10 protein-coding genes are annotated in these 13,804 nt (G+C 71.8%); 8 read left to right on the forward strand and 2 right to left on the reverse strand.

Features of this window, described 5'->3' with window-relative positions; translation table 11 throughout:
- Positions 1–160 precede the first annotated feature (160 nt).
- Entirely contained in the window at positions 161–385 is a 225-nt protein-coding gene (locus OG286_RS14315) for a hypothetical protein (protein WP_396326144.1), read from the reverse strand.
- Positions 386–1,013: 628 nt separating this feature from the next.
- Between OG286_RS14315 and OG286_RS14320 the strand changes: the two genes are divergently transcribed.
- From OG286_RS14320 to OG286_RS14355, 8 genes are all read left to right on the forward strand, one after another.
- Positions 1,014–4,787: a nitrate- and nitrite sensing domain-containing protein gene (locus OG286_RS14320; RefSeq protein WP_405365320.1), complete on the forward strand. Its 3,774-nt coding sequence runs from the start codon at positions 1,014–1,016 to the stop codon at positions 4,785–4,787.
- Positions 4,788–4,797: 10 nt separating this feature from the next.
- The gene (locus tag OG286_RS14325) at positions 4,798–5,211 is read left to right on the forward strand and encodes a roadblock/LC7 domain-containing protein (protein WP_097236138.1); all 414 of its coding nucleotides are present in this window, start codon (positions 4,798–4,800) and stop codon (positions 5,209–5,211) included.
- 161 nt (positions 5,212–5,372) lie between these two features.
- Positions 5,373–5,798 carry a DUF742 domain-containing protein gene (locus tag OG286_RS14330; protein ID WP_360510186.1) on the forward strand — a complete coding sequence of 142 codons (426 nt, stop codon included), beginning with the start codon at positions 5,373–5,375 and terminating at the stop codon, positions 5,796–5,798.
- Positions 5,779–6,357, forward strand: coding sequence for an ATP/GTP-binding protein (locus tag OG286_RS14335; protein ID WP_148642811.1), 579 nt, complete (start codon positions 5,779–5,781; stop codon positions 6,355–6,357). The genes OG286_RS14330 and OG286_RS14335 overlap by 20 nt, the downstream gene beginning before the upstream one ends.
- Positions 6,358–6,757: 400 nt before the next feature.
- Positions 6,758–10,192 (forward strand): nitrate- and nitrite sensing domain-containing protein, encoded by a 3,435-nt coding sequence (locus tag OG286_RS14340; RefSeq protein ID WP_405361422.1) that lies wholly within the window; start codon positions 6,758–6,760, stop codon positions 10,190–10,192.
- Positions 10,193–10,202: 10 nt separating this feature from the next.
- Positions 10,203–10,616 (forward strand): roadblock/LC7 domain-containing protein, encoded by a 414-nt coding sequence (locus OG286_RS14345; protein ID WP_097236138.1) that lies wholly within the window; start codon positions 10,203–10,205, stop codon positions 10,614–10,616.
- A gap of 160 nt (positions 10,617–10,776) precedes the next feature.
- Positions 10,777–11,469: a DUF742 domain-containing protein gene (locus OG286_RS14350; protein WP_396326153.1), complete on the forward strand. Its 693-nt coding sequence runs from the start codon at positions 10,777–10,779 to the stop codon at positions 11,467–11,469.
- Entirely contained in the window at positions 11,450–12,034 is a 585-nt protein-coding gene (locus tag OG286_RS14355) for an ATP/GTP-binding protein (protein ID WP_148642813.1), read from the forward strand. The genes OG286_RS14350 and OG286_RS14355 overlap by 20 nt, the downstream gene beginning before the upstream one ends.
- A gap of 95 nt (positions 12,035–12,129) precedes the next feature.
- Here OG286_RS14355 and cimA read toward each other — a convergent pair whose 3' ends face one another.
- A complete protein-coding gene (gene cimA, locus OG286_RS14360) occupies positions 12,130–13,776 on the reverse strand; it encodes a citramalate synthase (RefSeq protein WP_396326085.1) in 1,647 nt (548 codons plus the stop codon).
- Between the last annotated feature and the right edge of the window lie 28 nt (positions 13,777–13,804).

Below are 13,804 nucleotides of genomic sequence, written 5' to 3' on the forward strand. Positions count from 1 at the left end.
GGGGTTGCGCCCGACTCGGGCGCGCGCCGGGTCCGGGACGGCCCGGCCCCGGGCGCCGGACCGGAGCGGGCGGATCACGGCGAAGGGCGCCGGAGCCGCCCGGTGGGGGCGGTCCCGGCGCCCTTCGCGGAGCGCGGGTGGCTCGGTCCTACGACGTCGCTCAGTCCTGCGGGACGGCGACCACGGGGGCGACCATCAGCTTGGTGCGGCGCGGGTTGGCGGTGTTGGCCGGCAGCTCGGTGGCGTAGGTCACCACGTCCTCGGACCTGCGGGCGCCCGGGATCCTGCTGAAGTCCTCGACCGAGGCCAGCGTCGTCCGGCGCGGGTTCGCCGTGGAACGGCTGGTGAGCGTGGGCTCGGTGGCGGCCTTGTTCGCCTGGGACATCGCGTCAGCACCTCTGGGTCGTGGACGGCGTCTCGGCATGAACCGGCGCCGGCCTGAGTGATTCGGGGAGATTCTGGGCAGGCTGATCGGGGCCGTGCTCCGGAAGCAGCCAGATTACGGATCTCATTCCACAGGCACCGTGACCAAAGCTACACATTGACCTGTGATTTTGATCACAAATTGAAGAGCAATTCTCCTATATCCGACATATCGCTGCATCAGGTTTTACCGGCATAGCGGATATATCGGGCATTCCGGAAGGTCCGCTCGTCCAGTTGATCTCGGGTCGGCTTGGCATGTATCCGGCGAGTGTCCGAAAAAGGCGGTATTCCGGTCCGGTTACCGCACAGTCAGTGAAATCGCGCGCGCGGTCCGTAGTGTCGCCCGGCGCGCCCTGGCGGCCCTTGTTGGGATTCCCCGGCTGTGCTGGAATGCCACGGACCGTGGGTAGGGAGTAGTCCACCCCGGCGACCCGCTCTCCCGGACCGGCCGGGGTGCGGATGGAAACTCGACACCGTCCAGGCCGTGGCGACGCGGCGGGACGCCCGGTCCAGAGGTTGCGACGCCAGTGCAGGGACGTTTCAAAAGGGGTAGCGGCGCCGCGGGTGACCCGGAGTCGCGTGAGCCCGTGGCAGCCCCGCAGCAGGTGGCGGCGCCCGGCGGGCCGGCCGAGCCGGCGCCCGATGCGGGCGGCCGCCCGGAGGACGACGGCCAGCAGGACCGCAAGTCGGCCCGGGACAAACTCCGCAAGACCCTCACCCGGCGGCGCGCCACCGGTATGAGCCGGCTGGCGATGCGCAACTGGCGGATTCGTACCCGCCTGATCGCCCTGCTCACGCTGCCCGTGCTGGTCGCGCTCGTCCTCGGTGGCCTGCGCATCCAGACCTCGCTCGAGGCCTCGCAGCAGCTCGCCCAGATGGCGAACCTCTCCGACCTGGCCAAGAAGGCGACCAACCTCGCCGACGCGCTGCAGAACGAGCGGGACATCAGCGCCGGCCCGATCACCGCGGACCCGCAGAAGCCGCTCGACGACGACATCGTCAGCGCCCGCAAGATCACCGACGACCTGAACCGCACCTTCACCGCGTCCTCGGACAAGTTCGAGAACCTCGAACTCTCCGGCGGCAAGGCGCTGCTCTTCCAGATCCGCCGCGACCTGAACTCGATCTCGGACGCCCGCGGCAACCCGTACCAGAACAACCAGAACATCCAGGCCACGATCACCGCCTACGACGTGATCATCCGAGACCTGCTGTCGATCTCCCAGGACATCGCGCTCGCGTCCAACAACAAGGACCTGGTCCGCGCGACCCGCGCGCTGCAGCAGTTCTCGCTGGCCAAGAACGCCACCTCGCAGCAGCGCGCACTGATCGCCGCCGCGCTCGCCAACCCGAAGCCCGACCTCAGCCTGAGCGACGAGTCCTTCGGCATCCGCCTGCGCACGTCCTACGACAACGCGCTCACCAGCTTCAACAACATCTACACCTCGCACGACCTGGACAACCTGCGCGGGCAGCTCAGCTACAACTCGGTGGTCGCCGACGCCGACCGCTACGCGCGCTCGATCCTCCAGCAGAGCGGTATCCACCAGACCGAGCCGGTCAGCTACAAGGACTGGTACGAGAAGATCAGCGCCAAGATCACGGCCGAGCGCCGGATCGAGGGCAAGCTGATCGAGGACCTCGACGGCAAGGCCCAGGACCTGCAGTCCCAGGCCGACACCGAGGCCCTGGTCATCGGTGCCGCCGTCGCGCTGGTGCTGCTCTTCGCCCTCGGCGGCGCCGCCGTCATCGCCCGCTCGATGGTGCGCTCGCTGACCCGTCTGCAGGCCGCGGCCGAGGACGTCGCCGAGCGGCGGCTGCCCGAGCTCGTCAAGACGCTCTCGGAGAGCGACCCGCACGACGTCGACGTCACCGTCGAGCCCGTCGCCGTCGACTCCACCGACGAGATCGGCCACGTGGCGCACGCCTTCGACATGGTGCACAGCGAGGCCGTCCGCCTCGCCGCCGAGCAGGCCCTCCTCCGCGGCAACATCAACGCGATGTTCACCAACCTCTCGCGCCGCAGCCAGGGCCTCATCCAGCGCCAGCTGTCGCTCATCTCCGAGCTGGAGAGCCGCGAGGCCGACCCGGACCAGCTGGCCAACCTCTTCAAGCTGGACCACCTCGCGACCCGTATGCGCCGCAACGGCGAAAACCTCCTCGTCCTCGCCGGTGAGGACCCGGGCCGCCGCTGGACCCGCCCCGTCCCGCTGGTCGACGTGCTCCGCGCCGCCGCCTCCGAGGTGGAGCAGTACGAGCGCATCGAGCTCGCCTCGGTGCCGTCGGCCGAGGTCGCCGGCCGCGTCGTCAACGACCTCGTCCACCTGCTCGCCGAGCTGCTGGAGAACGCCACCTCGTTCTCCAGCCCGCAGACCCGCGTCCGGGTCACCGGCCACGCCCTGCCGGACGGCCGGGTGCTGGTCGAGATCCACGACACCGGTATCGGCCTGAGCCCCGACGACCTCGCCGACATCAACGAGCGTCTCGCCAACCCGCCGACGGTGGACGTCTCGGTCTCCCGCCGCATGGGCCTCTTCGTGGTCGGCCGCCTGTCCCTGCGACACGGCATCCGCATCCAGCTGCGCCCCAGCGACTCCGGCGGCACCACCGCGCTGGTCATGCTCCCGGTGGACGTCACCAACTCGGCCGACCGCCGCGGCGTCGGCCGCCCCGGCCCCGCGCAGGCCAAGCAGCAGCGCGGGGTCGCCCCGACGCCGCGCCAGCAGCGCCAGGTGCCCGGCGGCCCGGCCGCCGGACTCGGCGGCGGCCCGGCCGCGCTCGGTCAGGGTCCGGCGGGCGGTGCCCCGCAGGGCCGTCCGCAGCTCGGCCAGAGCGGTCCCGGCGGCCAGGGTGCCCAGGGCGGTCCCGGCGCGCCGGGCGGCCAGGGCGGGCGGGCCGGAGCCGGCCTGCCGACCCGCCAGGTCGGCCAGTCGCTGCGCGAGACCCCGCCGCAGGGGCGGCCGGGCCAGCAGGGCCAGCCCGCGCAGCAGAACCCGCAGGCACAGCAGAACCAGCAGGGCGGCCTCCCGCAGCGCGGCCCGGGCCGGCAGGGCCCGTCGCAGGGCGGCCCCGGCGGCCTGCCCCGCCGGGGCCAGCAGCAGCCCGGCGCGCCGCAGCCCGGTCCTGGCCGGCCCGCCGACGGCCGTCGGCCCGGCCAGGAGCGGCCGCGCCCCGGCGGCGAGTCCCACGGTGGTCCGGGTGCCCGGACCGGCGAGCAGCCTCAGCACGGCTGGGCCGACCAGTCCGGCCGTCCGGGTGCGCCGCAGGGCGCCCGCCCGGGCCGGCCGCAGGAGGGCCTGCCGCAGCGCCGCCAGCCCGGCCAGGCCCCGCAGGGCCCGGGCGGCCAGGGCCCGCAGGGTCCGCGCCGCCCGCAGCGCCCCGGTCCGGACGGGCCGCAGCAGGGCCGGCAGCCGCAGCTTCCGCCGCAGCAGGCCCAGCCCCAGCAGGCCCAGCCGCAGCAGATCCAGCCGCAGCCGCAGCCCCAGCCGCTGCCGTCGGCCGAGCCCTCGCCGATGGAGAGCACCGCGCAGTTCGCCCGGCCGCGCTTCGAGGCCAGCGAGATCGACCCGCGTGACCCGCTGGGCCTCGGTCTGGTCGAGCCGGTACTGCCGAACGTGCCGAACCCGGCCACCCGTCCGGAGCAGGTCCGCCAGGAGCAGGTCCGCCAGGAACCCGCCCGCCAGGAGGCCTTCCGGCAGGAGCCGATGGCGCTGCCGACCGGTCCGTCCCAGGGCGGTGCGCCGGGCTTCGAGCCGGCGGAGCAGGCCTGGTACGCCGAGAACGGCCAGCAGGCCCAAGCCGCGCAGGCGGCCCGGCCGCAGCAGTACCAGCCGCGCCGGCCCGGGACCACCGCGCCCGGTGTCCAGGAGCAGGCACCGCAGGCCCGCCCGCAGCAGGCGCCGCAGGCCCCCCAGGGCCAGGCCCAGCCGCAGCAGGCCCCGCAGCCCGGCCAGGGCGGTCACCCCGGCCAGCCCGGCGAGGGCGACGCCCCGTGGCGCCCGTCCGCCAACGACGAGCGCTGGCGCCGGGCCGAGCAGGTCCGCGAGCCCTCGACCAACGGCGTCACCATGTCCGGCCTCCCCCGGCGGACCCCGCAGGCCAACCTGGTCTCCGGCACCGCAGAAGCGTCCCCGCTGACCGGTCCTCAGGTCTCCCGTGCCCCCGAGGAGGTGCGCGGCCGGCTGACCAACCTGCGCCGCGGCATCCAGCAGGGTCGCCGGGTCGGCGCCGAGCAGGCGTCCGGCCCGGGCAACCAGGGCGGCCAGGGCAACCAGCACGGCCAGCATGGTGCCCAGCAGCCCGGGTTCGATAGTTTCGGGGGCCGCACCGACGGCAACGGCGCAGATCATCAGGAGCGTTGAGTTGAATCAGATGAGCCAGGCCGCACAGAACCTGAACTGGCTGATCACCAATTTCGTGGACAACACCCCTGGGGTGTCGCACACGGTGGTGGTCTCCGCGGACGGCCTCCTGCTGTGCATGTCCGAAGGTTTCCCCCGCGACCGCGCCGACCAGCTCGCCGCCGTCGCCTCCGGCCTCACCTCCCTCACCTCCGGCGCCAGCCGGATCTTCGAGGGCGGCGAGGTCAACCAGACCGTCGTCGAGATGGAGCGCGGCTTCCTCTTCCTGATGGCCATCAGCGACGGCTCCGCCCTCGCCGTACTGGCATCCCCGGACTCCGACATCGGTCTGGTCGGCTACGAAATGGCCCTCCTCGTCGACCGCGCCGGCGCCGTCCTCACACCCGCACTCCGCGCAGAACTCCAGGGCAGTCTCCTGCACTGAGTGCCCTGAGCGGCCGACCCATCCGTCCCACCTCCCCGCCGGGTCTGACCCGACCAGGCCCGGCGCCTCACCCTCAGCTACCCTCAGGCAGCTGATTTCGCCTCAGCTGGCACCGCCCCAGCTGGAACCGGCTGCCCAAGGCTGCAGCACAAGGAGGACCCATGACCCCGCCTTCGACACCCGCCGGCTCGTACGGCAGCGGGTACGGCAGCGGCTACGGCGGGCAGCAGTCCGACGGCTACGAGCAGCAGCCGCTGGTCCGCCCGTATGCGATGACCGGAGGCCGTACCCGGCCCCGGTACCAGCTCGCCATCGAGGCGCTGATCTCGACCACCGGCTCCGCCGAGCGGACCGGCGGCCTGCTGCCCGAGCATGCCCGGATCGTGAACCTCTGCCGTGAGGTCAAGTCCATCGCGGAGATCTCCGCACTGGCCGGCGTGCCGCTCGGTGTCGCCCGCATCCTCGTGGCCGACCTGGCCGAGGCCGGCCTCGTCGCCATCCACCAGCCCGCCGCCGCGGGCGAGTCGGGCGGAACGCCCGATGTCACGCTGCTCGAAAGGGTCCTCAGTGGACTTCGCAAGCTCTAACGGAGCCACCCGCGCCACGACCTCGGCGAAGATCGTCGTCGCAGGCGGTTTCGGTGTCGGCAAGACCACGCTCGTCGGCGCCGTCTCCGAGATCAACCCGCTGCGCACCGAAGCCGTCATGACCTCCGCGTCCGCCGGCATCGACGACATCAGCCACGTCTCCGGCAAGACGACCACCACCGTCGCCATGGACTTCGGCCGCATCACCCTCGACGAAGACCTCATCCTCTACCTGTTCGGCACCCCCGGACAGGACCGCTTCTGGTTCATGTGGGACGACCTCGTCCGCGGAGCCATCGGCGCCGTCGTCCTCGTCGACACCCGACGCCTCGCCGACTGCTTCCCCGCCCTCGACTACTTCGAGAACAGCGGACTCCCCTTCGTCGTCGCCCTCAACGGCTTCGACGGACACCAGCCCCACACCGCCGACGAGGTCCGCGAAGCCCTCCAACTCGGCCCCGACACCCCCGTCGTCACCCTCGACGCCCGACGGCGCGACAGCGCCAAGAGCGCCCTCATCACCCTCGTCGAACACGCCCTCCTCGCCCGCCTCCGCTGAGCGCGGCCCGCAGGCCGGCAGCCCCGGTGTCCCGCCAGCCCGGCGGGGCACCGGGGCACCTACGCATGCGGGGGGGTGTCGTCCGAGCGGCCCGCGCAAGACCCCTGCATAAGCAGCGGATAACAGTTCGGTAGGCATTTTGTGATCAACAGTGACTCTGCGTGGCGAATCAGCGCCACTCAGCGCCAGAAGACCACAGTTTTGCGCCATCATGTCGGCGAATGTCCTAAATGTTCCACAGCAGGGTGCCCTCAGTGGCTGTTTGTCCCCCATCCCTGCACGTGCTGAAATTCCAGCTACCCCTAAATCCCGTACGGCAGTCCCACCCGGCAGCGGGCAGCTGCCAGGGGTAGCGCTGGATTGATCCATGGCCGCCAATCGGCCGAGAGGTTGTTGTCGAGTGAGGCGTAAGCAGCAAGTCGCCCCGCAGCGGCGCTCCGAGCCCCGCCAGAGCGAGCCGAACGGTAACGCAACGGACCAGGCCGGATTCTCCGCGTTCACGCCGGGCCAGGAGCGCCCGCCGGCCGCCCGGCCGCAGCCGCCGGCCCCCTCCACAGAGCGCCGCAGCGGCGGCTCCGCGGACGACGGCGACGGTGGCAAGGGCGGAAGCCGGTACGAGTTCCTCCGGCCCCGCAACTGGCGTGTGCCGGCCCGTCTGATCGCGATCCTGATGATCCCCGTGATCATCGGACTGGTCTTCGGTGGCCTGCGCGTCAACACCTCGGTCGACGGCTACGTCAAGGCCTCGCGCGCCGAGAAGGCCTCGCGTCTGGCCAAGGCGGCCACCGAGCTCGCCGAGGCGCTGGAGAACGAGCGCGACAAGACGATCAGCCCCATCCTGACCGGCCAGGATCCGAACGGCGACGTCGTCAAGACCCGTGCGACCACGGACGCCGCGCTCAAGGCCTACAACGCGGCCTACGACGCCACCGACAAGTCCGGTGAGCTCCCCCACCGCCACTCGTCCTTCCAGAGCCTCGTGGTCTTCCTGCCGCACCTGCGCGACAACGCCTACAAGCCGGAGCTGTTCGCCACCGCGACCCAGTCCGCCTACTCGACGATGGTCGCGCCGCTGCTGGCCTACGACAACTCGGTCGGCCTCGGCAGCACCAACATCACCAGCAAGGGCCGTGCGATCTACGCCATGTCGCTGGCCAAGGCCTCGGCCTCGACCCAGCGCGCGCTGATGCTCCAGCTGCTGGTCGGCATATCCGCGCAGTCCACGACCCGGTACGAGAACGTCGACCTGATCCAGCAGCTCCTGGTCTCCCAGAAGCTGGAGCAGGTGTCGATTTCCGAGTTCAACACCGGCAGCGCCCCCGAGGACGCCAAGCGGTACTCCGACGCCCAGGTCGCCCAGGCCACCGCCGACCAGCGGTCCGCGTTCCGCATGCCGAACGGCAACGTGCCCACCATGACGGGCCTGATGGCCCTCGGTGCCGCGTACAGCCAGGCCGCCGCGGAGGGCCAGTCCAAGGGCAAGGCCGCCGCCGACGCCGCCTTCAACGAGGCGAAGAACTCCGGCCTGACCAAGGAGAACTGGGAACAGGCCGCCAACACCCACATCGCCACCCTGCGCGCCACCGAGGTCGCGCTGCTGGACGACGTCCTCAACGACGCCGCGGACCTGCGGGACAACGCGCTCTACGACGCCATCCTCAACTCGGCGATCGTGCTCGCCGCACTGGTCCTCGCCGGTGTCCTCACCGGCTACGTGGCCCGCTCGATGATTCTCGGCATGCGCACCCTGCGCAACGCCGCCCTGGAGATCGCCGACCACCGCCTGCCGGAGCTGGTCGAGAAGCTGTCCAAGACGGACCCCGAGCGGGTCGACACCTCGGTCATCCCGATCCCCCTGCACGGCAAGGACGAGATCGGCGAGGTCGCCCGGGCCTTCGACCAGGTCCACCGGCAGGCGGTCGAGCTGGCCGCCGAGCAGGCCCTGCTGCGAGGGAACGTCAACGCGATCTTCACCAACCTGTCGCGTCGCAGCCAGGGCCTCATCCAGCGCCAGCTGGCGCTGATCACGGACCTGGAGAACAACGAGGCCGACCCGGACCAGCTGGAGAACCTCTTCAAGCTGGACCACCTCGCGACCCGTATGCGCCGCAACGGTGAGAACCTGCTCGTCCTCGCGGGCGAGGAGGCCGGCCGCCGCTGGAACACCCCGGTCCCGCTGGTCGACGTGCTCCGCGCCGCCGCCTCCGAGGTGGAGCAGTACGAGCGCGTCGAGCTCGCCGGCATCCCCGAGGCCGAGGTCGTCGGCGCGGCCGTGACCGACCTCGTCCACCTCCTCGCCGAGCTGCTGGAGAACGCCACCTCGTTCTCCAGCCCGCAGACCCGGGTGCTGGTCAACGCGACCCGCCTGCCGGACGGCCGGGTGCTGGTCGAGATCCACGACAAGGGCATCGGCCTCACCGCCGAGGACTTCGCCGAGATCAACGAGAAGCTCGCCGAGCCGCCCACGGTCGACGCCACCATCTCCCGCCGCATGGGCCTCTTCGTGGTCGGCCGGCTCTCCCAGCGGCACGACGTCCGCGTCCAGCTCCGCCCCTCGGGCGAGTCCGCGGGCACCACCTCGCTGGTCATGCTGCCGCCGTTCCTGACCCAGATGGGCGCGGCGCCGGAGCCGGAGGAGCAGTTCACCGTCTCCCGGATCTTCGCCGACCAGGAGCCCGCCCAGGCCGACTGGGCCCCCGCGGCCCAGAACCAGCCGCGCAGCGCCGCCGAACTGGGCTTCGACGACCACCTGACCGGCAACGGCAGCGCCGGCTCCAGCGGGTTCAGCCCGGCCCTGGAGGCCGTCCAGCGCTCGCAGCGGCTCGACCAGGTCCGCCGCGCCGCCCTGGAGGCCGGCCCGGAGACCGCGCAGATGCCGCCGGTGGTCGACGCCGAGGTCGAGGAGGAGTACCCGGCGTACGGCCGGCGCAACGACGAGACCTACTCCCAGGACGACCAGTACGGGCAGCAGGGCTACGAGCAGTCCGGCTACGCCGACGAGCAGTACGGGTACGGCCAGGACGAGTACGCCGCGAACGGCTACGGGCAGGACGGGTACGGCCCGGACGCCTACGGCCGGCTCCCGCAGCAGGGCTACGCCGACGACCAGTACGGCCAGAACCAGGGCCAGGACGACCAGTACGGTCAGTACCAGGACTACCAGGGCTACAACGACGGCTACGCCGACGAGCAGTACGGCCACCAGGCCGAGGAGGCCCCGGCCGGCCACCCGTACAGCCCGGAGACCCCGGCGCTGCCCGCGGCCGAGCCGTCCACCACCCTGCCGTCCGGCCTCCCGCAGCGCCGCCCCGGCCAGCAGCTCGCGAGCGGCGGCCCCGGTGCCGCTCCGCACCAGGGCGGCCAGGACACCGGCGAGACCCCGAACTGGTTCGCCGGCGCCAAGGACACCTCGGCGCCGACCGAACCGCGCGGACACGAGGTGTCCGCGCTGGGCGGGTACGGTCCCACCGGACCGACCGGCCCGACCAGCGCCGCCTGGCAGTCGCCCAACGACGGCTCCTGGCAGCGTGCCGAGCAGCTCCGCGAGCCCGCCTCCGGTGGCACCACCCCGGCGGGCCTGCCCCGCCGGGTGCCCAAGCAGAACCTGGTGGCAGGCAACGCCAAGCCCACTCCGCAGGACGGGCCGCAGGTCTCCCGCAGCCCCGAGGAGGTCCGTGGACGCCTCACGAACCTGCGCCGCGGTGTGGAGCAGGGCCGCAGCGCCGGCAACACCGGAAGCTTCCGGATCGACCCCGATCAGGTAGACCCGTCCGGCAACGGACAGCAGAACCGCAGCACCGATCTCTTCGGCGGCTCGAATCACCAGGAGCGTTGAGTTGAGTCAGATGAGCCAGGCCGCACAGAACCTGAACTGGCTGATCACCAATTTCGTGGACAACACCCCTGGGGTGTCGCACACGGTGGTGGTCTCCGCGGACGGCCTCCTGCTGTGCATGTCCGAAGGTTTCCCCCGCGACCGCGCCGACCAGCTCGCCGCCGTCGCCTCCGGCCTCACCTCCCTCACCTCCGGCGCCAGCCGGATCTTCGAGGGCGGCGAGGTCAACCAGACCGTCGTCGAGATGGAGCGCGGCTTCCTCTTCCTGATGGCCATCAGCGACGGCTCCGCCCTCGCCGTGCTCGCCTCGCCGGACTCCGACATCGGTCTGGTCGGCTACGAAATGGCCCTCCTCGTCGACCGCGCCGGCGCCGTCCTCACACCCGCGCTTCGCGCAGAACTCCAGGGCAGTCTCCTGCACTGACGGTTCGTCGGATACCGTCCTGGTATTCGAAGCACCTCCACGGCCGTCCCGGGCCCGCTTCGGCGGGCTCGGGTTCGGACGTTGTACGGCTTCGCACCACCGGCTGGGGACCTGTGCCCGAGCTCGCACCGCACCGCCGCACCTTGTGAGGAGAGGAACCGTGACACCGCCCGACGACCGCAGCGGCCAGTACGGCGTTCCGTACCCTGGCACAGGCCATGACGCTTTCGGAGCCCCCGGCGTCGTCGGCCACGGTCAGCAGTACGGCCAGCAGTACGGACAGCAGCAGTACGGCCAGCAGCAGCACCAGTACGGTCAGGCCCAGGAGCAGTACGGCCAGTACGCCCAGCCGCAGCCCTCCTACGACTCGCCCCCGGCCGGCTTCCCGGCCCAGGACGGCCACCTGCCCGGCCGGCACGCCGGCCACGCCGCCCCCGGCCAGAGCCCCGACCCCGGCTACGCGCCGGCCGAGGAGCCCGGGTACGCCGAGGAGTACGAGGACGACCACGACTCGGGCCCGCTGATCCGGCCGTTCGCGATGACCGGCGGGCGGACCCGCCCGCGCTACGAACTGGCGCTGGAGGCGCTCGTCTCCGCCAGCGTCGACCCGCAGCGGCTGGCCACCCTGCTCCCCGAGCACCAGCGGATCTGCACCCTCTGCACCGAGGTGAAGTCCGTCGCCGAGGTCTCGGCGCTGCTCTCCCTTCCCCTGGGGGTGGCCCGCATCCTCGTGGCCGACCTGGCCGAAGCCGGCCTGGTCGCCATCCACCAGCCCGCTTCCGGCGGCGAATCCGGAAACCAGCCCGACGTCACGCTGCTCGAAAGGGTCCTCAGTGGACTTCGCAAGCTCTAACGCGGCCGCCCCCACCCGCGCCACCACCTCGGCGAAGATCGTCGTCGCAGGCGGTTTCGGTGTCGGCAAGACCACGCTCGTCGGCGCCGTCTCCGAGATCAACCCGCTGCGCACCGAAGCCGTCATGACCTCCGCGTCCGCCGGCATCGACGACATCAGCCACGTCTCCGGCAAGACGACCACCACCGTCGCCATGGACTTCGGCCGCATCACCCTCGACGAAGACCTCATCCTCTACCTGTTCGGCACCCCCGGACAGGACCGCTTCTGGTTCATGTGGGACGACCTCGTCCGCGGAGCCATCGGCGCCGTCGTCCTCGTCGACACCCGACGCCTCGCCGACTGCTTCCCCGCCCTCGACTACTTCGAGAACAGCGGACTCCCCTTCGTCGTCGCCCTCAACGGCTTCGACGGACACCAGCCCCACACCGCCGACGAGGTCCGCGAAGCCCTCCAACTCGGCCCCGACACCCCCGTCGTCACCCTCGACGCCCGACGGCGCGACAGCGCCAAGAGCGCCCTCATCACCCTCGTCGAACACGCCCTCCTCGCCCGCCTCCGCTAGGCCCTGGGCGGGCCGTAACACGGGACGATGCGGCCCACGGACCCCGGGGGGAGTCCGTGGGCCGTGGGCGTGCGCCCGCTGCCGCGCGCAGCCCGTTACTCGGTGGGCTCCAGGCCCGCGCGGATCAGGCCGTAGGTGTACGCGTCCTCCAGGGCCAGCCAGGAGGCGGCGACCACGTTGTCGGCCACCCCGACGGTGGACCAGCTGGCGGTGCCGTCGGTGGACTCGATCAGCACCCGGGTCTTGGAGCCGGTGCCGTGCTGGCCCTCCAGGATGCGGACCTTGTAGTCCACCAGCTCCAACGTGGCCAGCTGCGGGTAGATCCGCTCCAGCGCGGTGCGCAGCGCCTTGTCCAGTGCGTCGACCGGGCCGTTGCCCTCACCGGTGGCGATCCGCCGCTCGCCCTTGGCCCAGAGCTTGACGGTCGCCTCGTTGCCCGTGAATCCTCCCCCCGCCTCCGGCCGGGTGGACCCCCCCGGCCCCTGCTCGCTGATGGTCCGCCAGGACTCCAGGCTGTAGAAGCGCTCGCGGCTGCCACGGACCTCGTCGCGGAGCAGCAGCTCGAAGGAGGCGTCGGCGGACTCGTAGGTGTAGCCGAGACTCTCCTGCTCCTTGACCCTGGCGACCACCCTGCCGGCGAGGTCCCGGTCGGTGGAGAGGTCGTAGCCCAGCTCCTTGCCCTTGAGCTCGACCGAGGCGCGGCCCGCCATGTCGGAGACCAGCATCCGCATGGTGTTGCCGACCGTCTCCGGGTCGATGTGCTGGTAGAGGTCCGGGTCGACCTTGATCGCCGAGGCGTGCAGGCCGGCCTTGTGGGCGAAGGCGGAGAACCCGACGTAGGGCTGGTGCGTGGAGGGGGTCAGGTTGACCACCTCGGCGATGGCGTGGGAGATCCGGGTCATCTCGGCCAGGCTGCCGGCCGGCAGCACCCGCCGGTCGTACTTGATCTCCAGCGCGCCGACCACGGGGAACAGGTTGGCGTTGCCCACCCGCTCGCCGTAGCCGTTGGCGGTGCACTGGACGTGGGTGGCGCCGGCGTCCACCGCGGCCAGCGTGTTGGCCACCGCGCAGCCGGTGTCGTCCTGGGCGTGGATGCCGAGCCGGGCGCCGGGCTTGTAGGTGTGGCAGTCGGCGAGGACGTCGGCGACGATGTCGCGGACACCGGCCGGGAGCATCCCGCCGTTGGTGTCGCAGAGCACCACCACGTCGGCGCCGGCCTCGTGGGCGGCGCGGACCACCGCGAGGGCGTACGCGCGGTTGGCCTTGTAGCCGTCGAAGAAGTGCTCGCAGTCGATGAAGACCCGCCGCCCTTGGGAGCGCAGGTGGGCCACGCTGTCCCGGATCATCTCCAGGTTCTCGTCCAGGGTGGTGCGCAGCGCCAGTTCGACGTGGCGGTCGTGCGCCTTGGCGACCAGGGTGACGACCGGCGCGCCCGAGGTGACCAGGGCGGCCAGCTGCGGGTCCTCGGCCGCCTTGCCGCCGGCCCGGCGGGTGGCGCCGAACGCGACCAGCTGGGCGTTGCGGAGGTCCAGTTCGGCGGCGGCCCGGGCGAAGAACTCGGTGTCGCGCGGGTTGGCGCCCGGCCAGCCGCCCTCGATGAAGCCGACGCCGAACTCGTCCAGGTGCCGGGCGATGGCCAGCTTGTCGGCCACCGTGAGGTTGATGCCCTCCCGCTGCGCGCCGTCGCGCAGGGTGGTGTCGAAGACGTGGAAGCTGTCGTCGGTACGGCTGGCCTCGGCCATGGGGACTCCTTGTATCGAGTCGGTGGTG

This window comes from Kitasatospora sp. NBC_00039, assembly GCF_045160625.1.
Taxonomy (GTDB): domain Bacteria; phylum Actinomycetota; class Actinomycetes; order Streptomycetales; family Streptomycetaceae; genus Kitasatospora.

Bases quoted from the DNA above. Each gene is read 5' to 3' on its own strand.
- OG286_RS14315 (WP_396326144.1), bottom strand. From the start codon at position 385: ATGTCCCAGGCGAACAAGGCCGCCACCGAGCCCACGCTCACCAGCCGT.
- OG286_RS14325 (WP_097236138.1), top strand. From the start codon at position 4,798: ATGAGCCAGGCCGCACAGAACCTGAACTGGCTGATCACCAATTTCGTG.
- OG286_RS14330 (WP_360510186.1), top strand. From the start codon at position 5,373: ATGACCCCGCCTTCGACACCCGCCGGCTCGTACGGCAGCGGGTACGGC.
- OG286_RS14345 (WP_097236138.1), top strand. From the start codon at position 10,203: ATGAGCCAGGCCGCACAGAACCTGAACTGGCTGATCACCAATTTCGTG.
- cimA (WP_396326085.1), bottom strand. From the start codon at position 13,776: ATGGCCGAGGCCAGCCGTACCGACGACAGCTTCCACGTCTTCGACACC.